The following is a 26017-nucleotide window of genomic DNA, read 5'->3' on the forward strand; positions in this document are numbered from 1 at the left end:
GGACAGCGGTGTGCAGGATCGCCTCCTCCACCGAGGCTTCACCGCTTCTGACCGACGCGATGGCGTTGCCGACGACCAGTCGGAGCATGGCGCTGTCCAGTGAGGGGAAGGGGGGGCGATGGCATGGGTGAGGCGGTCATGCCCTGACTCTAGAGGCCCAACCTGCCCTATTCAGAGGAACCGGCGTTCGAGCGAAGCTCGCCGGAACTGGTCAAGCGGTAGATGCTGAGCCGAACCGCCGCAGGGCGAAGCCCCAGTTCGCTCGCGAGAACGTCAACGGGCTGGTGGGGAGACACTCGTAGTCGGTGGAGGACGGCGCGGTCGTTCGCGGCATCCTGGTACCGGCTGACGACGTAGGCACCGATGCCACCGGACGCCACGGCGAACAGAGCGACGCTGCAGACGGCGTAGTCGTCCTGGACAGCGGCGACGATGGCGGTGACCGCCCCGGCAGCGCTGAGCAGTGCCGAGCCTATGAACAGCCTAGTCATGAGATTCCTCGTGCGGGAGGCGGTGTTGAGGCAGAGGGAGGCAGGCTGCCCAGGCTGGTCCGGTTCCGGGCGGTGCGGACGCTGGTGCCCCGGTGGGCAGCGCCTCCTCGATATCCCCAGAGCCGCTTTTCGTCGGACATCGGATCCTCCATGTCGGTCAGGACGAGAGTACGCATCAGGTGGCTGGGCGTACGGCAAGGCCGCCCCTGCGTGATCGGCGTGGGGCGGCCTTCTGCGGTTCGGTCAGACGTGGGCGAGGCGGTGCGAGAGGTCGAGGGCGGCGGTCGCGACCGAGAGGGCGGCGCAGAGGCCGAGCACCTCGTGGAGGGTGGGGCGGACCAGGTGCGGCCAGTCGTCCGGGGCGGCGGGCCAGGAAGCGAGGTGCACCTCGGTGGTGGCCAGGCCCAGGTGGGCGGTGACGTCCCAACCTGTGTGGGAGGCGGGCTTCCAGTGCAGGCGCACGCGGCCCTGAGAGAGTCTCGCGGTACCGGCGGCGAGCCAGGAGATGTCGAGCGGCCCGTCGGGCAGGCCGGAGACACGTTGGACGAGCGCACCGCGCACGTCGTCTGGCATCGGGCGTACGGCAACGCGGTGCAGGGGAAGGGTCTGCGGTGAGAGGGATCGCGACGGGATATGAGCCTCCGAGGTGGTTCGTGTGACGGTCAGGCCCAGGCCAGGGCATCGCTGACGGAGGGCGGGAGGTAGCCCTCCTGGCCGTCGTCGGCGATGAACGCTTTGCCGTCCCGGACGACGATCTCGGCTCCCAGGTAGTGGGTGAAAGGAAAGTCGGGGTTGATGGCGAGGCGGATCGGCAGGCCGGGGTCCAGGTCTTGGAGCTGGCGAAGCAGGTGTCCGACGGTCAGGTATTGGGGCAAGAGGACCTCCGAGAGCGGTACGGGATGAGGGGTCAGGATGCCGAGGAGGCGTTCTGCCCCCTCGGCGTGGCTGGCGAGGTGCCGCTTGCGGCACTCGTTGACGTAGCCCTTGCCGGATTCCTCCTTCTTCCAGCCGCAGGAGCAGACGGCGCGGGTGTACGCGCGGCCGGGGCAGTCGGTGTGGAGCGGCTTGCCGGAGCTGGTGTGCTTGTGGCCCGCCGGGCAGAGACTCCCGTCGGCGTGATGGTTGGTGAGCGGGGCGCGGAAGGTCATGGTGAGGCGGCTCCTCGTGGGAGGTGTAGACGGGCATCTGGAGCGACAGGTGTGGGGAGCGCGCCGTCAGGCGAAGGCGTCGCGCCGCCGCTGGCGTGCCACGGCGCGACGGGCGGCCCGGTGACGGAGGAGTCAGTGGGCCAGCCGGTAGAGCCGGGCCGGAGCGGAGGGTCCGGTCTCCGCTATGACCAGGCCGTCGGTGATCAGGCGCTGAAGCGAGCTGGCGACGCGATCGTGGTTCAGCCCAGTAGCGGAGCTGATTTTGGAGAGGGGTGCGTTGGGGTTCGCGGACAGGCAGGCGACGACACGGGTGTCGCGGCGGCGGAGGTAGTCCTGGAAGATCCCGGCGGTGTACAGCAGCAACATCCCGCAGCAGACCTGAGGGATACCGCGCGAGGCCGTGCCGGAGCCCGCGATGGCGTCGTACGCCGCGAGGACGGTGGTGCCGGAGCCGACGATGTGGTTCGCGACTCTCACGAGGTCATCGGAGTAGAACGTCATTTCAACGCCTTTCGGTCAGGAACAAGAGGTTCGGCGGGTCTGCCGGGGTGGGCGGTGCGGGTGCCGGTGGGCGGGGCGTTGTCGGCTCGCTCTGGTCGTTCGGCGGTCAGTGCGAGGAGTGGGCGACGAGGGCGGCGAGGAATCCGGCGACGGCTTCGGAGGGGGTGTGGATGCCGAACTCCTGAACCCAAGGAGCGCCGTCGGCGGGCAGCACCTGGACGCGCCAGACGATGTCGCGCTTCCAGGCGGCGGGGTCTTCGGGGAGCCAGCCGACGTAGACGCGACCGTCCGGGCTGGTTGCGTGGACGTTGGCCTCCGGGGTGTCGACGACAGCCCAGCCGAGGCTGTCGAGGAGGCCGAGAACAGGACCGGCGCAGTGGTCGGAGGAGAGCCAGCAGCGGTCTTCCGGGGCCGGGCGGACGACGGCGGGCAGGAGGGTGGCGGAGGTGGTCACGGTTGAACGATCCCTTCGTTGACCTGCGGTTTTCCCAACACCCGTACGTTGACATGGGGTGTGGCGGAGTACGTAGTCGATTCCCAGGAAGCGGCGTCTGCCGTGGGCGAACTGGCTGACGCCATCAGGGCCGTGCGCCGGGAATGGAACGGCGAAGGGAGTTGTCGTACTGGGGTTGCGGCAAAGGGCCGCACGGGGTCGAAGGGGGAGCAGGGATGGCGAAGCCGAGCAGACACGAGGTCGGGACCGGACTGGAGCACAAGGTCCGTGCCGCCGGGCGGCCGTGGATGGTGGGCGACATGATGATGGTCGCCGACGGCCAGTGGGCTGTCGGCGTCCAGCCCGAGGCGCGGCGGGACGACGGCGAGGTGGTCCTGGACCGCAGCGCTGACGGACATCGCGTCGAGTTGACGGTGGAGGAACTGGCCCGCGCGGTGGGCTCCGGCATCTGGATGCGCACGTTGGACCAGAGCGATCCCGCCCACCGCGACGAGGACCACGACTGATCGATCAGCGACCTGGCCCCGGGCCAGGCGTCGGCGGCCCGACGACGGCCGAAGGAGCGGCCCGGTCCGGTACCTGGCCGAGGACGTGTTGATCGCGCCCGGAGCAATCAACAGCGGCCTGCGCCAACCGGGTTACTGGGGCCCGGTCCGCCGTCGCGGCGGCTTCACGCGCCTGGACCACATGGCTGATCGCCTGAAGGGCCGTACGGCTTTCGGCTTGGGTGACGCGAAGGTCGGCTGCGGAGCTGGTGATGCGTTGCAGGTCGTAGAAGGCCGGTGCGCGGCCGGGACGGGTGAGAGCGTGCAGGCGCTCCTGGTGCACGGCCACAGAGCTGTCGGCGGTGACCAGGAGGGCCGAGCGGATGTGCATGACCGAGCGTAGGAAAGGGGCGTCGGTCGGGCGTCGGACCGCGATCGACTCCAGAGCTTCGATCGGACGGCCCCAGGCTTCCTCGATCATGGTTGTGGCCTGGTCGAGTGCGGTGGCGTCGGGCATGGGGAACTCCCGGCATTCAAGGGGGGTGGAGGCGGTGCTCCGGAAGAGAAGCAGGGGTCAGCGGCTGCGGCGCGGGGTCGACGCGCTGGCCGCCGGCCTGGCCGTGAGAGCAGGCGCGGGACTCCCGGACGAGTTCATGGCCGAAGCCGACGTGCGGCTTCGGGCGGCCATGACCCGGAGGTCGGCGGCCGTCCGGGGGAATCGCGCGGCGCGTTGGACGGCCTGCGTGACAGCAGTGCGGCGTACGTCGAGGGGAGTGGGAGCCCGGGGGACTTGGGGTGTGCTCGGGGTGACGGGGGTGAGCGAGACAAGGTGTGCCACCTCTCGGTGGATGTGGTGGCGCTCGCGTACCACCGGGGCTGGATCGACCATGGTGGCTGCCGTCGCGGCAATCAGGTGGGAGGGCGTACGAGCCGAGAAGACCGCCTCCGCTCGGGTGCCCCAGCCGCGTGGACCCGCCCAGAGCGTGACGGCTTCGTCGTCATGACGGTAGAGGCGGCTGTCGATGAGGACGCCTGCTTGTCCGTCCGGAGCGACGATCTCCACGGTGCCGGATGCGGCTCCGCCGTTGCGAGTCCAGCCGGCATCGGTCAGTGGCCGTACGGCGTCGGCCCAGTAGATCGACGGGTTCGCAAGGAAGCGTCCGTTGCCGTCGTAGACATCGGCTTCGGCGTAGTCGCGGGCCAACGCGGTGGTAAGGCCGACGACGATCTCGGGGGGCGTGTTGTGGTTGAAGGTGGCCGTCCAGCGGGTCGAGGAGGTGGCCTCTTCGGCTGCGGTGATCTTCCACAGCTCGAAGTCGTCGCCGTACCAGCCGATGCGAATTCGGTCATCCGGCGAGGTGATGACAAGTTGGCAGGGGCCGTCGTCGAGGTAGCGGTGAGGCCAGTGGGCGACCGGTTCGAAGCTGGGGTCGCCGGTCCCGCCGGTCCCGGCCAGGTACATCGGGCTGACCAGTACCTCCTGGTACAGATAGTTGTCGTTGGGCTGCTGGACGCTCATGGTCGAGACTCCGGGCACGTAGGAGGGGAACGCGCCCGCGTGCGCGGCAGGGTGAAGTGCGGCGGCGCACGCGGACGCGGAGGCAGCGGCGAGACGGCACTGGCTCTCAGCACCACCACCCGGCTCACCGCCCCCGGCCCGGGGCCAACCGGGCGGTGACAGCCGCCGACACCCGCGGCTGGGGCTGCGTCGCATGGCTGAACAGGTCGTTCGGCGCGGCGGCACTCCGACGCAGGGCTGCTGCGGTCCGGGCACCGTCCCCCGTAAGCGGGACATTCGTATGGGTCCGCGTGGCCGCCGCGACGCGAGCGGGGCTCGACGAGGTCTTGAACGTGGTGAAGGGTTCGCTCCAGTGCTCGATGGTTGCGTAGACGGCCCTCAGCGACTGGCCGGCATCGGTCAGGACGTAGGGGGCGCCGTGGTCCGAACCGGTGCGTCCGACCAGGCCGTCGGCCTGCATCCGCAGAAGCCGTTGCCGGGCGGAGGGTCGGTCCACGCCGATCTCCTCGGCGATGTGACTGAACCGCAGAGGACCGTTAGTGCCGAGGGCCTGGATAACGCCGGTCGTGTGCCGAAGGTTTAGACGTCCCAGAGCGTCCTCGACGCGTTCGGCTTCGGCCATCGTCTGGAGCGGCAAGTGGGCCCGGGACCAGTCCGACAAGGTGCGGTGCACGGGGGCGAGCGACTCGCCGAGCGCGCTGAGCTGGTAGGTGCCCCGACGACGGACATCGGAACGGGTGACCAAGCCGTCGGCCTGCATGTACAGCAGCCGCTGGCTTACTGACTGCTCGGTGACGAAGGGGAGCTGGGCGGAGATCTCGCGCACCCGCATGGGGCGGTTTTCCTGGGCGAGGATCATCGTCGACCAGGTGGTCCACTTCGGCCCGATCCGGGCAATCGCGTGGTCGATGCGCTGAGGGTCGACCGAGTCGAAGGAGAAGGCGGGGGGCTGCGTGGGGCTGGGCATGAGTGCGTTCTCTCCGGTAGGGGTCATCGGGAGCGGGGGTGGGAAGCCGTGCTGGAGATCGCGGCGGAGGAGGCTGCAGCTGGGTGGGCAGGGCGGCCAAGGTTCGCCGGGGCACCGCTGCGGCCGAGGGCAGCGGCCACACGCGACGTCGCCGTACGAGCCGCACCAAGGGCGGCCTCGCCGCAGGACGTGAGCGAGAGGAGTTGCCCCAGCCGGTACGGGCTCTCGCTGGTGTCCTGGTGCAGTAGCCCGTCGGCGGTCATCCGCCGGACGGTCGAGGGCAGCACCTGGGGAAGTCGGCCCGTCCCGTCAGAGAGGAAGGGCTCCTCGCCGAGCGCGGTCCGGCAAAGGCGTAGTTCGCCAAGTTCGACCACTTCGAGCGCCTTGAGCTGGCGCTACACCTCTATCGCCCAGTCGTCGTCCCGGCCGGCACGCTGTTCCCGGTTCTCCTCGTGGGCCTTCGTCGCCGAGTGCTCGGTATCCGGATCGGGGAGAAGGCGCTGGTACGCGGAGACGGCCTCGATGAGCTGGGCGTAGGCCCGATCCTGCCTGGTGAGGAGTTCTCCGAGCTTCGGGATCGATGTCCGCAGGAACGCGTACGAAGTGCGGGCCCTGCCGAGTTCGCCGCGCCCGATGGATTCGAGGAGCGGGAAGGCACCCCTCTCCGCAACCGTCACCCGGTCGTGCTGCTCGTTCAGCTCGTACGCGGACGTGATCACCCGAGTCGAGGCTCGGTACAGCAGATCGGCAGGACGATACGTGGTGTTGAGCATGTTGACGTTCGAGATACCGAGCGCGTCGGCGACGAAGTGCGTACCGGGCTCGGTGTTCGGGTCGTAGGGATTCACTTGGCCGTCTCCATCCGGGCGAGTAGGGAGCGGACCAGGGTGGGAAGGCTGTCGGGACCGTCACCGAGCCGGACGTGGTCAGTCACCTCGTCGAGGACGTACGTGGCGTCTTCGAGAAGGCCGCCGGAGATTTCCATGCAGGCGTCGGTGATCCTGGAGGCAGCGAGCAAGGATTCGGAGAGCACCTCGACGTAGTCGTCCGGTGCGAGACCGGCGGCGTCGGCCGCAGTACGGATGGCCTCCAACTCCAGCGCGCTGAAACTGAAGTCGAAGTCATGGCCCTGCTTCATGCTGGCAGGGGCGGAGAAGGCGGAGCCCGGTGGTTCCGCGGGGATGCCGACGTGTGTGCAGATCCGGTCGACCGAAGCGGTCAGTTCGGCCAGGGACTCGGTGAGCCACCCCAGGGCGGAGGCGTAGGAGGCCAGGGTGAAGAGACCTGCCGGTGTCGTGGGGAGTGGATCGTCGGCCACGAACTCTTCGAGCCGGTCGTTCAGCTCGCAGATCACCTGGGGCCCGGCGGACAGAGCACCGAGTACGGGATGCAGGTAGGAGTGGCTGGCGGCCGTCGGATAGTCGGCGGTGAGGATCCCGGAGACGCGGTGCGCAGCATCGGTGAGCAGGCTCGCCAGTTCGGCACGCGTGAGCGGGGCGTGATCGGAGGTCATCGCTGGGGAGCCTTTCGAGAGGCAGCGGCCGGAGACTGGGCTGCTGCTGGATAGGTCGACGGAGCAGCCGTCGACTGGTTCGCAAGGGGCGAGCGGGCGCGGGCGGCTTGCACCCGGGCCGCCGTACGGGAGTCCGCCTCGGTACCTCGCTCAGGGCCGGTACGGAGGTGAGCGGAGTGGTAGACCGCGTAGTTCTTCCGGCTTCCGGCGGCAACGAGGTAGACCTCGCGCCGGTGGTTCGAGCTGGGCGGGGCCGGGCGGAACTGGATGACCATCCGGTAGGAGACGGACGGATCCACGTACACCTTGTGATAACCGGCGAGACGCCCCTTCAGGGGTAGGCAGTCGTCGCTTCCGTGGATCAGGTTCTGCAGCTCCAGCAGCGCCAGATCACGGATGCGATCGGGGAGGTTCCGCAGATCCTCAATGGCGTCGGGATGCGCCGCGAAGGCGAAGCGGGCGCTCACAGCAGCCTCCCCTGTACCGAACGCTGTACCGGCACGGCTGCCGCGGACTGGTGGGCTCCAGAGGCGGTCTTCGGTATCCCGGAGCTGCCGGCCGAGCGGGCGAGGGCGGCACGGGTCCGGAGAGCGGCAGCTTCACCGAGGTGGTCCGGTGGCTGCGGCAGCGGGGTGCTGCGGTCGTCCAGCCAGCGGAGAGCGGCCTCCTCATCGGGGAAGGCGCCCTCGCGCAGCGTGTACGTGTGGGCGTTGGAGTTCCCCTCTTCGAGGAAGAGGCGAACGGGTGCCTGAACGGCCTCACCGTCACGGGCCAACGTCCATGCCTCGCACGGGTCGTAGTCCGAGGTCTGGCTCTCGATGACCTCGTACCGCGCGCCCGACTCCCGGATCTGTGCCTCGATACGAACGGTGAGATCGTCGGCGGGAGTGGAGAATCCGGCGCCTACTTCGGTTATCTGCTCGGGTGGGCAGCCGTGCTCGATCAACCAGTCCTGGGCGAAGGGGACCGTGGCGTGGTAGGCCGTCTCCATGGTGAACGTGTTGAGGCTGAGATCCCGCGCGACCTTGATCGCGGCTACCTGCGGCTCGCCGGGGACATCCCACGTGACCGACCCGTCGTGAGCGACGACGTAGGAGTGTGAGCCGTGAGGAGCGGTGTGGTGCTCGGTCAGGACCGACAGGTCGCCTGACCAGAACTGCTGCTCCGCGTACTCGGAGTCAGCGTCGGCGGGTGCAAGGTCGTCGAGGCGGAAGTCGAGTTCGGTGTTCATGCTGCCGCCTCCGACTGTTCGGGCGCCGGGGTGACCAGCACCCGGTGGTTCGGCCGGGTCGGGCTCGTTGTACACGCGGCGAATGGGCCGTCGGGGGCCCGGAGGTGGACGAGCGCCTGGTCCAGGTGGTCACGGTGCCAGGTCGAAGGACCTGACAGGCCGGCCTCGGTATCAGTGAGCTGCTGCCACGCGAGCCAGAGCGCGTGCAGCCGGGCGACGGCCTCCGGGTGTTCGTCCCACCGCGCGCACCACGGGCGGGACGAGCTGACTTCTCGTCCGTAGACGGGGAGGAAGAGGTAGTTCACCCAGTCGCTGAGTGCGGTGAGTTCGGCGGCGTACGCTTCCCCGCCCAAGGCGAGGATGAACACCGAGGCGGGGCCCTCCCCCTGCGCGGCGTCGGCCGCCTCGGCTTCCGGAACGTCATCCGTGTGCTGGCTGGCACCGGGTACGGGATCGGAGCCGAGGCGGTCGAGGAGGGCGCCGTGCTGCCTGACCTCGGCCATGGTCTTGGCGAGGGTGCTGGCGAGGTCGTCGAGATCCCCGTCGGGGATGCGGAACGGCTCGGGGCCGGGGGTGGTCGGGCTGGTGTCGGACATCGGGGCGTGCTCCATCTGTGAGACGGCGACATGCCCGAGAGGATCCGGAGAATCCGCGGTTTGGCGCGGCCGGAAAGATCCGGTAGTGGGACGCTACCCGCCCGCGCAGCGAGGACAGCGAGGGAAGGGCGGTGCCAGCAACTGCATTGCCTTTGCCGCTTGTTGAGGGACGACACCGTTGCCGAGCGCGGTGAGCTGTGCCGGTCGTCCGAGTCCCGGCGTGGCGGTGACCCAGCCGTCGTCGAGGCCCTGCATCCATTCCACGAAGTCGGCGCGGAGCCGACCGGCCGCGTCGGTGGGCTCGGGGACGGGACGGGTGAGCATCTCCCATCGGGTGATCGCTGCTGCGTACGGCCCCCATCGCCGGTCCGCCCCGCGGACTCCGTCGACTCCTCCGTCCAGAGCGGCAGGACCACCGCCGACAAGGGAGGACGCCACCCCTTCCCCGGGCGGCGGCCCGGAGTCCCCGTGTCGCTGGCCCTCGGCGTGGGCAGCAGCGACGCCGCCGCACTGGGCAGGGTCATGTCCCCGTTGCCGTGCCGCTGGTTCGGCGAGCCCTTGATCCCGTCCGACGCCTTCGGGGTCGGCAGCAGCAGCCACTCGACCTCGTCGGCCAAGTTCGGACCGTGCCCCCCGCTCTTCCTCTTCGACGGATGCTGCGAGCCGCCGTTCTTGCCGATGTTGCTGGTCGGCGTCTTCAGCAGGGTCTCCGGTGGGCCAGGCGGCGAGGAAGGTCCGTTCGCGGCGGTGCGGGGCCCCGACGTCGGAGGCACGAAGCACGAGCCACTTTGCGTCGTACCGGAGGTCGGCCAGGGATCCGAGTACGGCACCGAGTGCCCGCAGAGGAGGCTGACCTGCGGTGTCTCCCAGACACCACGGGCAGAATTCCACGTCGCCAGGGGAACCGGCGGGGGAGGTGAGGAGGCCGCGCACATTCTCGATCACAACCAGGCAGGGTCGGAGGGCCTCGACCGCACGGGTGACGTGCAGCCAGAGCCCGGAGCGGGTCTGGGCGTTGAGTCCGGCCCGGCGGCCAGCAACGGAGACGTCTTTGACAGGGGAAGCCGGCCGTCAGGACACACACCCGGGGAACGAGGGACCAGTCGACGGCTGTGATGTCGCCCAGGTTCGGGACGCCGGGCCAGTGGCGGGCCAGGATGCGCGAGGCGTTCGGATCGACCTCGGCGTGCCAGGCCAGCGTCCCGCCGAGGGCGGACTGCACGCCTAGGTCCAGCCCTCCGTACCCCGAGCAGAGCGAGCCGATGAGCGGAGGGCGCACGATGGTGTTCCGCATGTCACCGCCCCCGTGTGGTCCGGCTCGGGGCAGCAGCCGGTGGAACGGTGGAGGGCGCTGCGGCGGGAAGCGGGGCCGCGGTTGTGGACCGGCTGCGGGCGGCCCGGAGCTGCCTGGGCGGAGGTGAAGCCGCTGCTGCCGCAGCGTAAAGGGAGTAGGAGGCGTCCCGGAGGGATGCGTCCGCCAGACCGAGCGCGTCACCTATCACCAGCGTGGCCGCTTCGCGCGCATCCATCGCATCGGGCTGGTCGCGCATGTGCTCGGTTCGCTCCAGAAAGGAGAGCTGGTGCGCCACCGAGCCGAGCGCGGAAGCCACCTCCCCGGCGGGTTCCACAGCGACGGCGAAGCCCATGGCGACCCTGGCCGTGTGATCGTCCAGGTCCGGAGACGCAGTGCGGAAGAGGATCTCGTCGCCCAGGGCGGTGATCCTCTTGCCGAGTTCCGAGATCTGCTTGGCGACCGTCACGCTGTCCGGTCCGCGGTGAGGATCTCCGGGGATCGGGAGCTTGCCGCGTAGGGCGTCGAAGTTCTCGGCTGCGGACCGCAGGGCTCGGGCGTCGGATATGGGGGTGGTGTTCACGGTGAGTTCCAGTGGAGAGGAGTGACGTACGGGGGAGGCTTCAGCTGGGGCCGAGGGACCGTGGTCGTACGGCGGCTGACCTGGGCGCACCTCGGGATAGCGCCGAGGGTGGCGAGGGGAGGCTCGGTGAGCTGCGGGCGAGGGCGGCCTGCACCTGGGCGGGGCGAGGCACGTTGTCCGAAGAAGCTGGGGCCTTCGGCGCCGGAGGCGGGTCGCCGGTCGCCAACTGCCAGCGGGTGCGCACCTCGTCGAGCGGACCGAGTACGTAGAGCGCGTGGTTGATCAGTGGCCCGGGGCCCAGGGCCTCGACCTGGGCCAAGGCTCGGACGGCGCGCGCGGAAGCGGCTGCGGTGCGGGTCACGGAGGACCGCATGACCCGTTCACCCAGCCATTCCGCGCTGCCGGGGCCTACGCCGTCGCAGATCGCGGTGAGCTGCTCGCCCGACAGCGTGCCGTCCGCCAGGAGGCCCCGCCGCTGGGCTTCCCAGAGCAGGGTGATCCGGTCGATGGGCTCGCCCCGGTGGTGCAGGGCACCGAGACACCGGTAGAGCCGCCCGTGACCCGGGTCGGCGAAGTCCCCCGGCCGCAACCAGCCCACCACCTCCCCCATGCCCTTCGGCTGCTCGGCGAGGACCGCGAGGAGGAAACGCTCGTCCTCGGCAACCTGGTCGGCCTGAACCGTCGGCGTGGTCGGAACCGTGGCCGGCCGGGCGGGCGGCGCGACCGGACGCGGTTCGGTACCCCAGCGCCGCGCGAGATCGGTGAGCACCCCGGTCAGGACATCCGCCGACCGCAGCGCACCCTCGACCTCTCCTCGCAGGACGTCGGCCCGAGCCGCCTGGTGGAGACGGATCGCGTGCTCGGCAACGGTCCGGTGGATCGCCCCCTCCAGCACCATGCGGCCGTACACCGGAGCGTGCTCGGGACGCGGGCAGGCAGAGACCAGGGTGTGGGCGTACACCGCGGTGAGCCCCCGGACGTGACGGCCGGCCTCGACGACGGAGTCGGTCACCCACGACAGCGGCACCGGACCATCAGCCGCTGCCGCCGGGTGACCGTCGTTTCGGAGCTTCCGCAGCGCGGTGAACAGCGCCCGGTGCACCGGACGGTCGAAGTGATCGGGCGCGAGCCAGTTCAGGTGCGTGAGCTGGTTCGGGTCGAGCAGTACCGAGCCAAGAACTGCCTGCTCCGCCCGCAACAGCGGGTTCATCGTCGCCCTCGGCGACGAGAAGCCGGCGGACCGCCCCGCGCGGTGTGGAGAGCGGCGACCGACTGGTCGGCGGCGGTCATCAACGCGGCGAAGCGGTCCAGCTCGCCGGTGAAGGCCGGATCGGTAGCGCTGACCGAACCCGAACCGACTACTAGGCACCACTTGCCGTCACGCCGTACGGCCGGCGACCCGGCGAGCCGCCCGGAGCGAGGCACGGAGAAGGGCACGGAGGAGGAGCTACTGCGCGGGGACACGATGGGACTCCAGAACGCGGAGAGGTGGGGGGCGCCCGACTGCCTGGACGAGGCCGCCGGATCGGCAGGGAACAGCGGTCCGGCTTGCCGTTCTTCGGGGTGGCGTCCGCGACGGCGTCGAAGACGTCGACCGTCGCCCCGACCGCTCGTGGACAGTGCCCCGGTCGATCGGTGCCTGATCCAGAGGCCGCCGGCTGCGATGCAGAAGCGCCTCGGGGGCGGGGGCGATCATGCCGACAACTCGAAGTCGTCGTGGCCGATGGTCTTTGCGAGGGCTCGCTCGGTGATCGCCTTCGTGGCACGGGCGGAGGCCGGCCCGACGACCTTGGCGGAGGGCTCCTTGTACCAGGGCCTGAGGTTGAGCATGGCGACCCGGATCCCGGTGGCCAGCAGCAGCACCTTGCCCTTGGGGAGGGCGCGGATCGCGTCGGGCGGCAGGATCCGCTCGGTACGCATGCTCACCGAGGTGGACTTGCCACCCTCGCTGGTCGACACCGAGGTGGTCTGGACGTCGTGGTCACCGACCTGCCGACTGAGACGGTCGGCGAAGTCGGCGTCATCAATGCCCGAACCGATGATCTTGACGGTGGCGGCGGAGTACAAGGCGTCCATCCCGGCCTCGCCCCAACACCGCTGGCCCTGCCGATAACTCTGCAAGATCGTCATCGGGATCACGCCCCGGCTGCCCAAGTGGCTGTAGAGATCGGGGAGATCGGAAATGCGGCAGACGTTCGCGGCCTCGTCGAGCACGCACAGAGCAGGCGGGTCGAGTCGCCCGCCGGAGCGCTCGGCGACGATGACCGCCGCGCGCATGACAGCGTCGGCCGCCGCCGCGATGATCGCGCTCGCGCTGCCGCCGCCGTCCTTGCTGAGGAGGTACAGCGTGTCGCGAGACGTGGCGAAGGCGAAGGGCTTGAACTCGGGGAGGTCCTCGTTCGGCGTGACCCAGGCGGCGACATCCGGGTCGAGCAGGCAGCTCGCGTACTGCCTCGCGGTCTCAAAGATGCCATCGCGGGTTTCGGTTGCGCCGGAGACGGTGCCCTGGAGCTGGGCGGCGACCGCGTCGTGGCCGGCGTCGGTGAGCAGGTCCACCGGGGTGCGGTCGGCCGGGGTGGCGAGCCAGGCCAGGACGTCGGTGATCGGCCGCCGCTGGCTGGCGGCGGCCAGGAACAGTGCACCGAGGGTGTTGCTCGCGGCGGTGGACCAGAAGTCGGAGCCCGACGACTCGTCCACGCTCGCGGAGACGAAGTGCCCGGCCAAGCGTTTCGCCCCGGCCAGGTCGCGGGCGTCGGCCAGGATGTCCCACCACATCTCGCGCGGGTGGTGCGCGATCTGCTGCGGATCGAGGGTCCAGACCGTGCCGACCTCGGCGCGGGCGTCCACCGTCGCGGTGAAGGCGTCGTTCGCGGCCTTGTTACTGGTGAGCAGGACCGGGCCGGGAGCCGAGAGAATCGCGGGAATCGCCAGTCCAGACGTCTTCCCGCTGCGCGGAGCCATGATCGCGACGACCACGTCCTCCCAGGAAGCCCGGACCTCGGCACGACCGGGGTCGAGGGTGCCGAGCAGGATGCCGCGGTCGGCGGGCGCGACCTCTTTTACGCTCCCGGTCGCTGAGGGAGGGCCGGAGGCTCTTCGCCTTCGCGGTGCTCTCCTTGTCCAGCAGCGGTGCCAGCTCGCCCTTCCGGGCGAGGCCGGTCCTGGAGCCGGAGCGCCAGCGCATCCACAGCACGAGGCCGGTGGTGGCCAGGGCCAGAGTGATCAGGCCGGGGACGAGGCGCACGCCGACCAGCAGCGCTGTGGTGCCCAGGGTCGGCCACAGCATCTCGGGGTGCAGCAGGGCGTCCGTCGCGCGGAACGGGGTCCACGGTCCGCTGCCGACAAGGGAGTTGGTGACGTTGCCGGTCAGCCAGGCGAAGGAGCCGAAGGATATGGCGGCGCCGAGGACGCCGAAGAGGAGGTAGAGGAGCGCGTCCGACCCCGTGGTGGTCGAGGGCGCACTGGTACGTGGGGGCACGGCGGTTCCTTGAGGGTGCGAGCGGGCGATGGCGGGGCGCGCTCGGCTCTCGTGTCGTTCACGGGTCTGCTCCTTGACGGCCGGAGGGGAACGTTTCAGCGCTGGTGACTGGCAGGCCGTGCCGTGGGCGGGGGCGGCGTGGCGGGCGCCGGGGCACTGGTCTCGACGCCGGCCTTGGCCGCGACGGGCGAGACCTGGAGGGCGACTGCCTGCCGCCGGACCTCGGGATCGAGATTCCCCTCGGTGGTGCGAGCGACCAGGTCCGGGGAGACCGAGCCGGCAACGAAGACGTCGTCGAGCAGTTCCCGGCTTCGCAGGGTGCGGACGTTCTCGTGATGCCGGAGGTCTGCCCGCTGGGGCGGGCACGCGGCGACCCCGTCCGCAGCGACCGCCAACTCCTCGTGGACGTCGCGGAGCATCTCGTGTGCGGCGGCCAGTACCTTCCAGGTCTCCCAGGTGGGGTAATAGACCTCGGGGTCGGTGGGGAACTCCAGGCGGCCACAGGTCCAGTCGGCGGCAGCGGCGACGAGTTCGGTCAGTTCGGGCAGAGCCCCGACCAGCGCGCCATTGATCTCCTCGATGATCCCGGCCACTTCGTCGGGCGTGGCGTCCTCGTGAAGGCGAGCGATCATTCCGCGGACGGAGTACGGATCGGCGGAAGCGCTGGGTAGGTGCCGGGCCTGCAATGGGCTGTCGGAGCCGGGCGCCTCGCTGCGCTGGGCGAGACGGATGTTGTGCTGCATGGCAGCGCCGACGGCCTCGCCGATGCTGGAGTAGTGCTCGGGCATGTTGCCCTCCTGGGTAGTCGTCGTGGACGGCCGAGTCGACTGCGGGCGCGCGACGGGGCGGCGGCTGGCGGCGGCCAGGACGACCTGTGTCACAGTCCGGAGCCTGGCGCGCGGGGTGGGAGGCCGGCCGCGCTGGGCTGCGTCGATCGAGAGTCGGGAGACGCGGAGACCTGAGCCTTGGCCGCTGCAGGCGAAGCAGCGACGGCGGCGCCTCGGAATTGGGGGAGCCATCGAGAGCGCGTCTGCGCCTGGTCCGAGGGCTGTTGCGCACGGCCGACACCGAGCAACTCGTCATCCGAATCAACGAGTTCCGACATGGCCGAGTGGACGAAGTCCTCGGCGAAGCCGAACCGGTCGGCGAGCTGGAACGCCTCATCGTCGAGATCGGTGATCTGCTCGCCTGCCGCCTCCAGCGCCTCCCGGATGCGCTCCAGCGCGCCGTGCTCGGGATCAAGGAGGTGGTCGAGAGCCTGCTTCAGGTCGGCGCCGGTCTCGGCAGACCTGATCTGTTCGGTGAGCCGGAGGAGTTCCGCTCCGGCGGCGTAGGGCCCGAGCGGATTCGCCGAGGTGAACGCCTTGGTGGTGTCCAGGGCGGGGTCGAGGTGGACACCGTAGCGAGCGGCGCGGAGCATCTCGGCAGCGTGGGTGGCGATGGCCGCCCGGTCATCGGTCGGGGTAGTGGTGGGGAGGCGGTGACGTCGGCCGTACCAGTCGTCGATCTGCTGGAAGCCGGCGTGCTTGAGGAGCGTGGCGGACAGGTCGTCGCTGGCGCCCTTGGCCGAGACGCTGCCGCTGGGCTCGGCGGTGATGGTGATGGAGGGAGAAGGCATGCGGGGCTCCTGGGTGCGGGGCGTCGATTGCGGAGCGATGGGCAGGTGGCCCAGCTCGGCGCCGAGAAGATGGCATTCGGATTGCAGACGGAAGGCGTCGCGATAGCCGTTGTGGAGGCTTCCGTCCTCGCGAGCGATGGTGGCCACGACGTGCACCTGCCGTGGCCGGTTACGTACGGCGATCCACCGACAGGCATCCGGATCACCTTCCGGAGCGATCCCGGTGACGTCCACCAGTCGCCGGGCGACAGCGGCCCACTGCGAGTCGGTGAGGTCCGGCTGCCGAGGATCGGAGCGAACCGAGCAGACCCACGTGGGCTGCGCGGGTACACGAGTACCGAGCCGTTCGACGGGTGCGTCGAGGGCGTGTGCCAAGTAGGGCAGCGAGCCGGGCTCGGCCAGCAGTTCGATCGGGTCTCCGTGACCTTCGCCCGCGATCAGCCGAGGGCTGACGTGGTCGCCACGTTCGCCGGGACCGTACAGGTACGAGAGCAGCCCCACGGTGTTGCTGGCACGCTGCAGGTGAGCGATCACGGCGTCTACCTCGAAGGAGTAGTGGACACGAGCCGGGCGTTCGGGCCGTCAGACGAAGAGGATCCGCAGAATCCGAGATTTGGACCGGCCGGAGTTCGCTGGTAGACGCCGCCTATCCCGAGGCATCGGGGCCACGTGAGGCCACACGTTCGAGTGCGCCCGGCTGCCGCTGGTACGTGGCGAGGAGCGGTGGCGGGGCCGTCAGAAGTGAGGGTTCTCCGTCGGCCGGTCGGCCTCGGTGGCGGCCTGGAGCAGCTCGGCGAGGTCTCCGGGCTCGGAGGAGCGCTGGTCGATCCACCAACCGGCGCGAGTGACGAAGCGCGCGGCCTCCTCGATCGCCTCCCACTCCCTCTCATCGGTTTCCCCTTCGAGTACCAGGGCGGTGTAGGCAGCGGCGAGGACTTGGTGACGACAGCGCACGCCCCAGGCGACGGCCCGCTCGGTCCCCTCCAGCGGAGGCATCCGGTACTGCTCCGACCAGGCTTCCGACTCGGCCTGCTCTTCGGGCGCTGGCCTCGCAGGCTGGGGGTAGGCCGAGCTTGAGCTCTGCCAGCGGATGAGGGCTCGGGCCGAGAGCCGCGTCCGGGCCGCGCGGCGCGCCCTCCGCCCGGCACCACATGGCCCAGAACCGGATCCGGCTGAAGATCATGCAGATTGCTTTCGGCCGGGGGATGGCCGCTCAACGAGCACTTGAGCGGCGACTTTGAGACATAGCACTTCGACCAGCAACCCTCGCCGTTGTGCTGGCGGCGGCCCCTTGAGCCCCACCCCGGAGAAGCCCCGTCGTGCTGGGAGTATCGCTGTCGCGAGGGGTTGAGCTCGTTCGGAAGTGACAGCTCGATCGGTCCGTCATCACGGAACAGCGGTGGCGCCGGGTGCGCTTGCCGCACCGGCACCAGCCCGCGGGAACCAGCACGGTGAGGCAGTCGGCGTCTTCGCTGGTTGACCGCCTGTAAATACCAGCAAGACGCCGGACGGGCCTTGCAGACACGGCCAACAAGAAGGCCATGACCGGGCAGGGTCGTCCGGTGGGCATGTGGCGAGAAGACGCATCACTCTTCGAAGTCGATTGGATGCATTCGGTGATGATCGGTAGCGTGACCAGGGCTGACGCGCCAATCCACCAGATCAACTGCTGGAACAGGAGCGCTCGGCGTCACAGGCGCAGTCTGTGATTTTCCGGTCGCCCGCAGACAGCCTCGCGCGGGCACGGCAGGAGGGAAATATCGTGGCATTCACGCCTGGTAAGACGTACCGAATCCGCAACGCGGCAAGTGATGGCCTGGTTGTGACGCCCAAGGAGTGGGCTTCCGGGGAGACCCAGCTCCAGATCTATCCGCTGCAGAGCGACGGCAACCGCATCCGGCAGGTCTGGCATGTGATGCCCCTGGATAACGACGATGTCATGATCGTCAACGCGAAGACCGGCCTCTGCTTCAACGTTCACGCGAACAGCAAGGACCCGTCAAGGGGCGTCCAGCAGTACCCCATCCAGCCGTCCAATGTCGCCTCCGGCCAGACGTGGATGCTCCGGCCGGCGGCAGACGGCTGCTACACGATCTTCAACAAGAACAGCAGCCTGGACCTGACCCCCAAGAACTGGGGCACGTCACCGTCAACGGTCCTGCAGCAGTTCCACCCCGGCGACCCGAGCAAGCGGAAGCAACAGTACTGGGCGCTGGACTTGGAAGAAGGGGACCCGCGGGTCACGGACCTCAAGTCGGTTGGCGGGGATGCCGACGACATCGGCGACGTCATCCGGCTCACCGGCTTCAAGGATCCCGGAGTGAGCGCCACGCCGGAGGTCCTGGTCGGCCAGATGGCGGTGCCCTTCTTCACGATCGCGGATGCCACGCGCCAGTGGCAGATCGACAACAGCCCGTACTACATCATCAAGCGTTACGGCTACTACCAGAAGGTGTTCTTCTACGAGCACTCCGGCACCAGTGACGTCACCAAGACGAAGAAGGTCACGTTCGGCCTGACGACGAGCAGCGGTAAGGAGGTAGTGGAGAAGACCGGCATCTCGGTGACAGCGGAGGCGAAGTTCGCCTACGAGGGCTTCTCCGCCTCCCTGAGCACCACCTACAGCCGAGAGCTGCAAGTCACCACTCACGTCGGCAAGGTGGAGCAGTACTCCACCGAGCAGGAGATCACGAGGACGTATAAGGGCGACGGTAAAAAGGTCGCTGAGTGTCTCTGGTACCGGGGGGACCGCTATAGCCTGCAGCGTCTGGACGGCACGCAGGTCCTGGAGTGGAAGACCCTCAACCCGGCAATCGAGGTGCTGGACGGCTACACAGGCTGACGCCTTGCCGATGCGGCTTCCCGTTCCGCAACAACGGCGCGAACGCTCCCGCTGGGCCATGGCAGTCGCGTCGTCCTACCTCGATGGTGCGGGATGACTGGCGACGGTGATCTGACGGTCGGGGAGTGGGGCCGCTTCCGCTGGCGGGCAGCGGGCGCTGTGACAGACGACGGAATCATCGGCAGGTGATCAACAAAGCTGCACCGGGCACTGCCTGGGGTGCGGGCGCGTGATCCGCCCAACGACTTCGGGCTGTGGAAGATCGTGCATCTGCGGCGGCGAGGCCGGCGACACCTGGTCGACTTGCCCTCCACGCCGTTCGAGGGCGAGTCACCCAAGCACCAGGCGCACCAAGCCGAGCTCCTTCCCCGCACTCCTCGGCAAAGTCTCGCAGCAGCGTTCCGGCGGTTCGCCCGTCGTCGACCCTGTACCCGCCGGAAACGAAAGCTCGGCGGCCCTCCCACGCCCCGTGGCACCCAGTGGCCCGCTCACGGTGCAAGGCCGAATCGGTGCAGTCGAAACAGCGCATGTGCGCCCCACTGATGGCGTCCGTCGCGGTGTCCGACCCCGGAATCGAACCGGCAAGGCCCTCTGAGGGTCGTCCCTTCCGGGGCTCCCCGAGGGGCCGGCGCCGCGCGCCTCTAGCCGTCGGGTCAGCGGGCCTGGGCGATACTCGCCCTGGCGCTCGTAGACGCGACGGGGCGATGTGGGGGCAGGCCCGTGCGGGATTACAACCCTGGTCAGCGCCGTGTGAGGGCAGCGAGTAGTGGGTGGCCCTGTGCCCGGGTGGATTGCCTCACGATCCTTACGGCCGCCCTCGCTCGCGGCGAGAGAGCGCGGGCGCTCGGACCGGCGTTTTCGCCTCGGGGCGGGTGCGCGGTAGTTCCGCTCTCTGGCCCCAGCAGTAGGGGCCGAGGGCCCCCGCCTTGCCCGCATCGGGCGGTGGTAGGTCGACATCAGTGCGTACCATCACGCTGCGCTACTGATCATTTACTTCTAGTTGCCACGAGGGGGTCGAGCATGTCCGCAACTCCCATCACGAGCGTCGAACAGTTCCACGAGGTCATCAGCGGTTCCCAGCCCGCCCTCGTCGCCTTCTGGATGGTGTGGAACGAGCCCTGGAGGAAGATGAACCCGTCGTTCGAGACCATGTCGAAGGATGCGGAGAACTCCGCAGTCGCCTTCCACACTGTGGAGATCGGCGACCACCAGGACATCACAGAGGAGGCGGGCATCACGGTCATTCCGACCTTCATGCTCTACAAGGACGGGGTCCAGATCGACGGCTTCCAGGGAGCCATGCCGGACAACGTGAAGAAGCTCATCCAGCAGGGCAAGGAACTCTGAGACCCGCTTGCGTTCGGCTTGGAATCGGTCTCGTCCGGCCGTCGGCGGAAAATGTGCCGTCCTCGGCGAGAGGCTTGCTGCTTCTCCCTGTGTCAGCGCATCGTCGACTGACCCTCACCCTGCTGGCCGTGGAAAAGCGTTCGCGGCCACGAAGTGCAAAAGTGTTGCGGCTTCCGCCGCTGGAAGGAGACAGTTATGATCACGATCACCGGCAAGGAGCAGTTCAATAAGCTGCTTGGGGAAAATCCGCAGGTCGTCGCGTATTTCACTGCAGTCTGGTGTGGCCCCTGCAAGGTAATCACCCCCGTGCTCACGGAAATGTCGAAGGAGTACGGGAACGTCACATTCCTGAAAGTCGATGTCGATGACCATGAAGATCTCGCCGCAGAATACAAAATCGAGGCCATGCCGACATTCGTCTTCTTGCAGGAGCGCGTAGTGAAGGAAAAGTTTTCGGGTGCCAGCGAAGTGAAACTTCGCGACAATGTGCAGAAACTGTTTGGCTCCTAAGGGTTGTCCCGTGATGATCTCGGGGGGGTGCCCCTATGAGTTTGGTCAAGCTGATCGGGCGGGTTGGGGCTCGTAGAAGGTGCCGTCGCGGAGCATGGCGAAGAGGACGTCGACTCGTCGTCTTGCGAGGCAGAGGAGGGCCTGGGTGTGGTGTTTGCCCTGGGCGATCTTCTTGTCGTAGTAGGCCCGGGACGCCGGGTCTCCCAGAGCTGCGAACGCGGAGAGGAAGAAGGCCCGTTTGAGTTGTTTGTTCCCTCTTCGGGATGGCTGTTCGCCTCGGATCGAGGAGCCCGAATTGCGGGTTGCCGGGGCGAGTCCTGCGTAGGCGGCGAGGTGGGCGGCGGAGGGGAAGCTGCTGCCGTCGCCGACCTCGACGAGGATCCTGGCTCCGGTCCTGATCCCGACTCCCGGCATCGAGGTCAGGACCTGGGAAAGAGGGTGGGCCTCCAGCAGCTCTTCGATCCGCCCGGCCAGGAGCTTGCGCTGGTCAAGGACGGCGGCGAGCGAGCCGGCCAGACTCGGGACGATCAGGGCGGCCGCTTCGGTGCCGGGAACCACCACGGTCTGCTCGTCCAGCGCGGTGAATATGTCCTCGACCAGGCGCTCGGCCATCCGCGGCGCCTTCGGCCGCAGCAGCGTGATCGGCCGACGGCGGCCTGCCTTGCGGATCTGAGCCGGTGACCCGAACCGCTCCAGCAGGGCCAGGACAGCCGGGTGTTGCAACCGCGGGCCCAGCACCCGCTCCAGGGACGGGTGGATCTGGGTCAGCAGGCCGTGGAGCCGGTTCGCGACCCGGGTGGCCTCACCGGTCAGGTCGTCGTCGAAGCCGACGATCATCTCCAGCTCGGCGATCGTCTCGTCTTCGAGGTCGACCGAACGCAGCGTGTGAGGCATCGCGCGGGCGGCGTCGGCGATGATGAACGCGTCCCTCGCGTCGGTCTTGGCCTCGCCGGGATAGAGGTCGGCGATCCGCCGCATCGTCAGGCCGGGCAGGTAGGCGACCGGGCAGCCCATGTCCCTCGCAACCGCCAGCGGCAGAGCTCCGATCGAGGCCGGCTGGTCGACCACGACCAGCACCGTTCCGTGCTTGGCCTGGAGTTTCGCGAACAGCTCGCGGAGCTTGGGCTCGGTGTTGGGCAGGCGTTTGTCGAACGCCTTCTTCCCGGCCGGGGTGACGGCGGTGGCGTGGTGTTCGCCCTTGCCGACGTCCAGGCCGAGATAGACGTCGATGTCGCCGGTCTCGATCACGTGCATCCTCCGGTCGTGCTTCTGCCCGGCCTCGTCCACGGCACCGATCGCCACATCCACATTACGAAGAGCCTGCCGACCTGCGAAGAGTCGGTGGTCATGCCCCTAATCAGCGGTCAGTCAGTGCCTCCGAGCCCGGTGACACCACCCCCCGGATCATGGTTAACAAGGGGGGAAGTCATGCCAGGCCCGGAGGCCGGAAGCCCCGTTGCGGGGCCACCAAAAAGGTAATGGGGGGGGGGAGACTCGTTCTCGGCCGCCGAGGGACCGTGCTGTGGTCCGTCGTACGGTGCTGAGCCACCTACGGGAGGCGGTGGCCAGGGGGCCGGGATTCGTGCAGGACGGTGTGAAACCAACCTGCCTGTTCCCTGCCGGTGGGGTCCGTGCCCAGCGTGCGTGCGGCTTCGATGGCGTGCTGTTGTTCTCGGGGGCCGGTGAAGCGCCGTTGGGGCCAAGTGCGGTGGGGGTCTGTGGCGGTGTGCAGACCGTGGGCGGCGAGGGTAGCGGTGAGGGGGGTGTAGGAGACGGTGCGCAGGAAGAACGCGCTGACCCAGACGGGCCGCCGGGCCGCGCGCAGGAGGGCGTCGAAGGTGCGGTGAGTTATGTAACTGCCGCCGCCGGTCAGGGTGATCAAGCCGACGTTCTCCATCGACTGAGGGAAGTCGGGTCCGGGCGGGTGGTGTTCGAGGTTGTCGGTGAGGGCTGCGTCGAGTAGGCCGACGCTCTGGGCGTAGCGGACGGCGCGGGTGGCGATGTCGAGGCCGAGGACGGGGAAGGCGTCCGGGCGGCGGTGGGCGGCGTAGAACTCCTTGTCCCACAGGATCAGTTCGTCGGTGGTGAGCCGCTGGGCCTGCGGGCCGGTGTAGTGGTCGTAGAGGTCGGCGAGGGTGAGGTCGTGATTGAGGAGGGCCGCGTTGATGCCGTACGAGCAGCAGGCGTCCAGGACCCAGGGCGGCCCGGTGCCGTTGTCCGGCAGGGCGGTGCGGGCGGCGGCGGTGCGGCGGAAGACGTCCTGGGCGTGGTGGGGTATCTCGTATTGGAGCGGTTTCAGGCGGGTGAAGTAGGGGCGCGGGTCGGGCTGGTCGTAGATGTCCTCGAACCGGGATTTGCCGCCGGTGGATCGTGCGGAGGGAGGTGGGGTGGTCATGGATCACTCTCCTGGAAGCCGTGGGCTTGAGGGCTGTGCCGGTGGCACCCGTTCGTCGAGGGCCAAGGTCCGCGAGGCCGTGCGAGGTCCGGTGCGGGCGACCTGGAGTCGGTGGCGCGCGAAGAGGGCCGTGGCCGGCCGGCGCCGCAGGGACGCGGACGGGCGGCAAGAACACCTGAAACGAGTGGGGTACAGGCCGGTCGGTCTGTGCCCCACTCGTTTCAGGTGTCACGGGTGCCGACGGACTACACCGGCACCCGCGGGAAGCGGACCCGCCTCGGCGGCGTCGGCAGGGGCGGGGAATGTGCGGTGGGCTCAGATGGGCACGACGTTGTCTGCGGCGGGGCCCTTCTGGCCGTTCTGGACGTCGAACTCGACGCGCTCTCCCTCGGCCAGAGTGATGAAGCCGTCCCTCTTGATCGCGGCGAAGTGGACGAAGAGGTCCTTGCTGCCGTCGTCGGGCGTGATGAACCCGTAGCCTTTCTCCTCGCTGAACCACTTGACGCTGCCTGTCTGCCTGGCCATGACCGTCCATCCCTTCATGCACCATGTGGTGCTGTCTGTGGCCCGTGCAGCTGCCCAGGAACTACGGCGGGACACCCGGCAGGGATGATCTTGACTGGAAGTGACGCCTGGATGGCCGGAGCGCAGCGGCAGGTGCTCTTACGCTGCATGGCAGCGAGGCTGGCGGCGTCTGCCCGCCGGTCCGCGTCTCGCCACGCGACTTCCAACCGGATGTTGTTCCTGTGTGTGTTGGAGTTTCTACGGAAAGTGATTACTGGTGGGGAATGGGGGGAGCTGTGATCCAACAGCTACCCAGGAGGTTCGATGGCAAGGAAGCATCACGTGGTGCGGTCGGCAGTCTCGGCGCTGGCCATGGCCGCGACAGCCCTGCTCGGGTTGCCGCAGGCCGCGCACGCCGACACCGTGCTCACCCGCAGCGAGCAGACCACGATCGAGATGTCCACCACCGCGGCCCGGCCCGGTGACACCGTCACGTTCACCGTGACGGTCACCAACGACACCGACACCGAGAAGGGCGCTCTGTTGTCGCTTCAGCCGTCCGCCCCGGTCTTCTCCCCGGTGGTCGACGGCAACTGCGTCATCGAGTCGGGCCCCCAGCCCGACCAGTGCCGAATCGCTCCACCCGACGGTGGCGGCTCGCTCGAGCTGGACCACGGCTACGTCAGCAAGCCTCCGATCGACCCGCACTCCTCGGCGAAGGTCTCCCTGACCACGACCGTCGCCAAGGACGCCGCTCCCGGCGCCTACACCCTCACGGCCTCCGGCGAGTTCGACTTTGAACCCGTCGACTTCAGCCCGGAGAGCCCGACCTTCACCGTCCTGGGCGCTGACGCCGACCTTGAGGTCGGGCTGAACGCGGACCCGGCCCCGTTGTCCCCGCAGGTCACCTACACCCAGACCGTGACCAACAACGGCCCCGCCACGGTCACGAGCGGCACCGTCACCACCAAGCTGCCCGCCCAGACCGCGAGCGTGTCCGGTCTGCCGGCCAACTGCGCTTTCACTCCCGGCGCCAAGTCCGTGACCTGCACCCTCAACGACCTGGCCAACGGCAGCACCGCCACCCACACCTTCACCGCGAAAATGAACCTGACCTCCCTCGGGTCCCTGCCCGCCACCGCCACCCGCACCACCAGCACACCCACCGACCCCAACCCCGCCAACGACACCGCCACCGCCACCTGCACCGCCGTCACTAGCCTGATCATCAACTGCTGACCCCACCCACCGGCGCCGGTGGGGCGTGACCGAGTCGTCCCGCCCCACCGGCACCTGGGCGAGCAGAACAACAAAGACCATCGCCGGCCCACCCACCATTCGCCCGGGAGTTCTCGGCTTCCCTCCCGCCGCCCGGTGGGACTGCTGGGCGGGGCCTGTGGCTGAGTGTCTGGGGTGATCGTGGCGTGGCTGGAGTGATCACGGCGTCAGAGCGGAGCTGGACAGCGCTGTTCACCGGGCTCAGCCCACATTGTTTCGGCAAGCTGGTGACCTTCGCGCGCCGTCAAGGGGCAGACGGTACGCGGCGAGGGCGCCCATGGAGTCTCCCCCTGGAAGACCGCGTGCTGCTGGTGACCGCCTACTGGCGCACGAATCTGACCATGCGCCAGCTCGCCCCGCTTTTCGGGATCTCGAAATCGGCTGCCGGTCGGATCATTAACCATCTGGGCCCGCTGCTTGCGCTCCAGCCGCGACTGCACTTCCGCAAGGATGCTGTGCTGATCGTGGACGGAACTCTGGTGCCCACCCGGGACCACGGCGTCGCCGAACAGTCCAAGAATTACCGATACTCCACCAACCACCAGGTCGTCATCGATGCCGACACACGCCTGGTAGTGGCCGTCGGCCGACCGCTGCCGGGCAACCGCAACGACTGCCGGGCCTGGGCGGAATCCGGTGCCAAGGACGCCGTGGGCAACACAATGACGATCGCTGACGGCGGCTACCGCGGCACAGGCCTGGTCATCCCGCACCGCCGCCTGCCGGGACAGAGCGAACTTTCAGGCTGGAAAGCCGAGCACAACCGTGCTCACAAACGAATACGGGCCCGAGTCGAGCACACCTTCGCCCGCATGAAGAGCTGGAAAATCCTCCGAGACTGCCGCCTCAAAGGCAACGGAGTCCACTACGCCATGCTCGGCATCGCCCACCTGCACAACCTCGCCACCAGACAATGACCCCGCTATCCCGCAAGAACAACCAATACACGCCCTCAAGATCATTTACGGGACAACCCTTAGGTCTGTAGCCCAGGGCCATTGTGCAATCGCGACCTGCACGGGTTGATCACGTGAGGCCGAGAGCTGTCAGAGGCCGCCGGTGGTTGCGGCCAGTGTGACGAAGGACGGTGGCGATGCCGGTGTCGCCGTTCCGCCGAGAAGATGCTGATGGCGAGGGTGCGTAGGCCGGCCATGATGCGGGGCAGGTGTCCGGTGCGAACCTTGGAGTCGTCCTCCCGGAAGGTCCGGTCACAGACGTGGCAGAAGGTTCTCGATGCCCCGGTGACCTCTGATCCAGGAGGCGAGC

The 26017-nt window shown here is 68.7% G+C and carries 27 protein-coding genes and 4 pseudogenes; 6 read left to right on the forward strand and 25 right to left on the reverse strand.

Annotated features, from left to right (window positions below):
- Nucleotides 1–167: 167 nt before the first annotated feature.
- The 5 genes from ACQP09_RS26090 to ACQP09_RS26110 all read right to left on the reverse strand — a co-directional run bounded on the left by ACQP09_RS26090 (nt 168) and on the right by ACQP09_RS26110 (nt 2594).
- A complete protein-coding gene (locus ACQP09_RS26090) occupies nt 168–491 on the reverse strand; it encodes a hypothetical protein (RefSeq protein WP_433403769.1) in 324 nt (107 codons plus the stop codon).
- Between the two features lie 243 nt (nt 492–734).
- Nucleotides 735–1064: an esterase gene (locus ACQP09_RS26095; RefSeq protein WP_433403772.1), complete on the reverse strand. Its 330-nt coding sequence runs from the start codon at nt 1062–1064 to the stop codon at nt 735–737.
- An 89-nt stretch (nt 1065–1153) separates the two neighbouring features.
- Complete coding sequence (locus ACQP09_RS26100) at nt 1154–1639, reverse strand: hypothetical protein (protein ID WP_433403775.1); 486 nt, start codon at nt 1637–1639, stop codon at nt 1154–1156.
- A gap of 132 nt (nt 1640–1771) precedes the next feature.
- Complete coding sequence (locus tag ACQP09_RS26105; protein ID WP_433403777.1) at nt 1772–2116, reverse strand: winged helix-turn-helix domain-containing protein; 345 nt, start codon at nt 2114–2116, stop codon at nt 1772–1774.
- Between the two features lie 130 nt (nt 2117–2246).
- Nucleotides 2247–2594 (reverse strand): DUF317 domain-containing protein, encoded by a 348-nt coding sequence (locus ACQP09_RS26110; protein WP_433403780.1) that lies wholly within the window; start codon nt 2592–2594, stop codon nt 2247–2249.
- 215 nt (nt 2595–2809) lie between these two features.
- Here ACQP09_RS26110 and ACQP09_RS26115 point away from each other — a divergent pair, with 215 nt between their 5' ends.
- Nucleotides 2810–3100, forward strand: a complete 291-nt coding sequence (locus ACQP09_RS26115) for a hypothetical protein (protein WP_433403783.1) — start codon at nt 2810–2812, stop codon at nt 3098–3100.
- Nucleotides 3101–3104: 4 nt separating this feature from the next.
- Here the strand turns inward: ACQP09_RS26115 and ACQP09_RS26120 are convergent, their stop codons facing one another.
- From ACQP09_RS26120 to ACQP09_RS26200, 17 genes and pseudogenes are all read right to left on the reverse strand, one after another.
- Entirely contained in the window at nt 3105–3596 is a 492-nt protein-coding gene (locus tag ACQP09_RS26120) for a hypothetical protein (RefSeq protein ID WP_433403786.1), read from the reverse strand.
- 57 nt (nt 3597–3653) lie between these two features.
- Nucleotides 3654–4598 carry a DUF317 domain-containing protein gene (locus ACQP09_RS26125; protein WP_433403788.1) on the reverse strand — a complete coding sequence of 315 codons (945 nt, stop codon included), beginning with the start codon at nt 4596–4598 and terminating at the stop codon, nt 3654–3656.
- 124 nt (nt 4599–4722) lie between these two features.
- Nucleotides 4723–5565 carry a winged helix-turn-helix transcriptional regulator gene (locus tag ACQP09_RS26130; protein ID WP_433403791.1) on the reverse strand — a complete coding sequence of 281 codons (843 nt, stop codon included), beginning with the start codon at nt 5563–5565 and terminating at the stop codon, nt 4723–4725.
- Between the two features lie 395 nt (nt 5566–5960).
- On the reverse strand, nt 5961–6413 hold the full coding sequence (locus ACQP09_RS26135) for a hypothetical protein (protein WP_433403793.1): 453 nt from the start codon (nt 6411–6413) through the stop codon (nt 5961–5963).
- Entirely contained in the window at nt 6410–7078 is a 669-nt protein-coding gene (locus ACQP09_RS26140) for a hypothetical protein (protein ID WP_433403796.1), read from the reverse strand. Before ACQP09_RS26140 ends, ACQP09_RS26135 begins: the two co-directional genes overlap by 4 nt.
- Nucleotides 7075–7545, reverse strand: a complete 471-nt coding sequence (locus ACQP09_RS26145) for a hypothetical protein (protein ID WP_433403798.1) — start codon at nt 7543–7545, stop codon at nt 7075–7077. The genes ACQP09_RS26140 and ACQP09_RS26145 overlap by 4 nt, the downstream gene beginning before the upstream one ends.
- Nucleotides 7542–8309: a glycosyl hydrolase gene (locus ACQP09_RS26150; protein WP_433403801.1), complete on the reverse strand. Its 768-nt coding sequence runs from the start codon at nt 8307–8309 to the stop codon at nt 7542–7544. Before ACQP09_RS26150 ends, ACQP09_RS26145 begins: the two co-directional genes overlap by 4 nt.
- On the reverse strand, nt 8306–8905 hold the full coding sequence (locus tag ACQP09_RS26155) for a DUF4913 domain-containing protein (protein WP_433403804.1): 600 nt from the start codon (nt 8903–8905) through the stop codon (nt 8306–8308). Before ACQP09_RS26155 ends, ACQP09_RS26150 begins: the two co-directional genes overlap by 4 nt.
- A gap of 93 nt (nt 8906–8998) precedes the next feature.
- Nucleotides 8999–9229 (reverse strand): hypothetical protein, encoded by a 231-nt coding sequence (locus tag ACQP09_RS26160; RefSeq protein ID WP_433403807.1) that lies wholly within the window; start codon nt 9227–9229, stop codon nt 8999–9001.
- Nucleotides 9230–9664: 435 nt separating this feature from the next.
- Nucleotides 9665–9895 (reverse strand): annotated as a pseudogene (locus ACQP09_RS26165) (DNA cytosine methyltransferase); the annotation flags it as partial.
- A gap of 121 nt (nt 9896–10016) precedes the next feature.
- Nucleotides 10017–10199: pseudogene (locus ACQP09_RS26170) on the reverse strand (DNA cytosine methyltransferase); the annotation flags it as partial.
- A gap of 1 nt (nt 10200) precedes the next feature.
- The gene (locus ACQP09_RS26175) at nt 10201–10779 is read right to left on the reverse strand and encodes a hypothetical protein (RefSeq protein ID WP_433403809.1); all 579 of its coding nucleotides are present in this window, start codon (nt 10777–10779) and stop codon (nt 10201–10203) included.
- 40 nt (nt 10780–10819) lie between these two features.
- Complete coding sequence (locus tag ACQP09_RS26180; RefSeq protein ID WP_433403812.1) at nt 10820–11989, reverse strand: DnaB-like helicase N-terminal domain-containing protein; 1170 nt, start codon at nt 11987–11989, stop codon at nt 10820–10822.
- 482 nt (nt 11990–12471) lie between these two features.
- Nucleotides 12472–14257, reverse strand: a pseudogene (locus ACQP09_RS26185) (type IV secretory system conjugative DNA transfer family protein).
- A gap of 95 nt (nt 14258–14352) precedes the next feature.
- The gene (locus tag ACQP09_RS26190; protein ID WP_433403814.1) at nt 14353–15138 is read right to left on the reverse strand and encodes a hypothetical protein; all 786 of its coding nucleotides are present in this window, start codon (nt 15136–15138) and stop codon (nt 14353–14355) included.
- On the reverse strand, nt 15135–16409 hold the full coding sequence (locus ACQP09_RS26195; RefSeq protein ID WP_433403817.1) for a hypothetical protein: 1275 nt from the start codon (nt 16407–16409) through the stop codon (nt 15135–15137). Before ACQP09_RS26195 ends, ACQP09_RS26190 begins: the two co-directional genes overlap by 4 nt.
- A gap of 201 nt (nt 16410–16610) precedes the next feature.
- A pseudogene (locus tag ACQP09_RS26200) lies at nt 16611–16913 on the reverse strand (hypothetical protein); the annotation flags it as partial.
- A gap of 724 nt (nt 16914–17637) precedes the next feature.
- Here ACQP09_RS26200 and ACQP09_RS26205 point away from each other — a divergent pair.
- The 3 genes from ACQP09_RS26205 to ACQP09_RS26215 all read left to right on the forward strand — a co-directional run bounded on the left by ACQP09_RS26205 (nt 17638) and on the right by ACQP09_RS26215 (nt 20574).
- Nucleotides 17638–18717, forward strand: a complete 1080-nt coding sequence (locus ACQP09_RS26205) for an RICIN domain-containing protein (protein ID WP_433403818.1) — start codon at nt 17638–17640, stop codon at nt 18715–18717.
- Nucleotides 18718–19737: 1020 nt separating this feature from the next.
- On the forward strand, nt 19738–20064 hold the full coding sequence (locus ACQP09_RS26210) for a thioredoxin family protein (RefSeq protein ID WP_433403820.1): 327 nt from the start codon (nt 19738–19740) through the stop codon (nt 20062–20064).
- A gap of 153 nt (nt 20065–20217) precedes the next feature.
- Complete coding sequence (locus ACQP09_RS26215) at nt 20218–20574, forward strand: thioredoxin family protein (RefSeq protein ID WP_433403823.1); 357 nt, start codon at nt 20218–20220, stop codon at nt 20572–20574.
- Between the two features lie 45 nt (nt 20575–20619).
- Here ACQP09_RS26215 and ACQP09_RS26220 read toward each other — a convergent pair whose 3' ends face one another.
- The 3 genes from ACQP09_RS26220 to cspE form a co-directional block, all read right to left on the reverse strand.
- Entirely contained in the window at nt 20620–21828 is a 1209-nt protein-coding gene (locus tag ACQP09_RS26220) for an IS110 family transposase (RefSeq protein WP_433406768.1), read from the reverse strand.
- Nucleotides 21829–22123: 295 nt separating this feature from the next.
- Nucleotides 22124–22969 carry a hypothetical protein gene (locus tag ACQP09_RS26225; protein WP_433403825.1) on the reverse strand — a complete coding sequence of 282 codons (846 nt, stop codon included), beginning with the start codon at nt 22967–22969 and terminating at the stop codon, nt 22124–22126.
- Between the two features lie 315 nt (nt 22970–23284).
- A complete protein-coding gene (gene cspE, locus ACQP09_RS26230) occupies nt 23285–23494 on the reverse strand; it encodes a transcription antiterminator/RNA stability regulator CspE (protein ID WP_433403827.1) in 210 nt (69 codons plus the stop codon).
- Between the two features lie 303 nt (nt 23495–23797).
- Here cspE and ACQP09_RS26235 point away from each other — a divergent pair, with 303 nt between their 5' ends.
- Both ACQP09_RS26235 and ACQP09_RS26240 read left to right on the forward strand, forming a co-directional pair.
- A complete protein-coding gene (locus ACQP09_RS26235; protein WP_433403829.1) occupies nt 23798–24712 on the forward strand; it encodes a DUF11 domain-containing protein in 915 nt (304 codons plus the stop codon).
- A 185-nt stretch (nt 24713–24897) separates the two neighbouring features.
- Nucleotides 24898–25668 (forward strand): transposase, encoded by a 771-nt coding sequence (locus ACQP09_RS26240; RefSeq protein WP_433403831.1) that lies wholly within the window; start codon nt 24898–24900, stop codon nt 25666–25668.
- Nucleotides 25669–26017: the final 349 nt, after the last annotated feature.

Source organism: Streptomyces sp. CA-146814 (assembly GCF_050942385.1).
Taxonomy (GTDB): Bacteria; Actinomycetota; Actinomycetes; order Streptomycetales; family Streptomycetaceae; genus Streptomyces.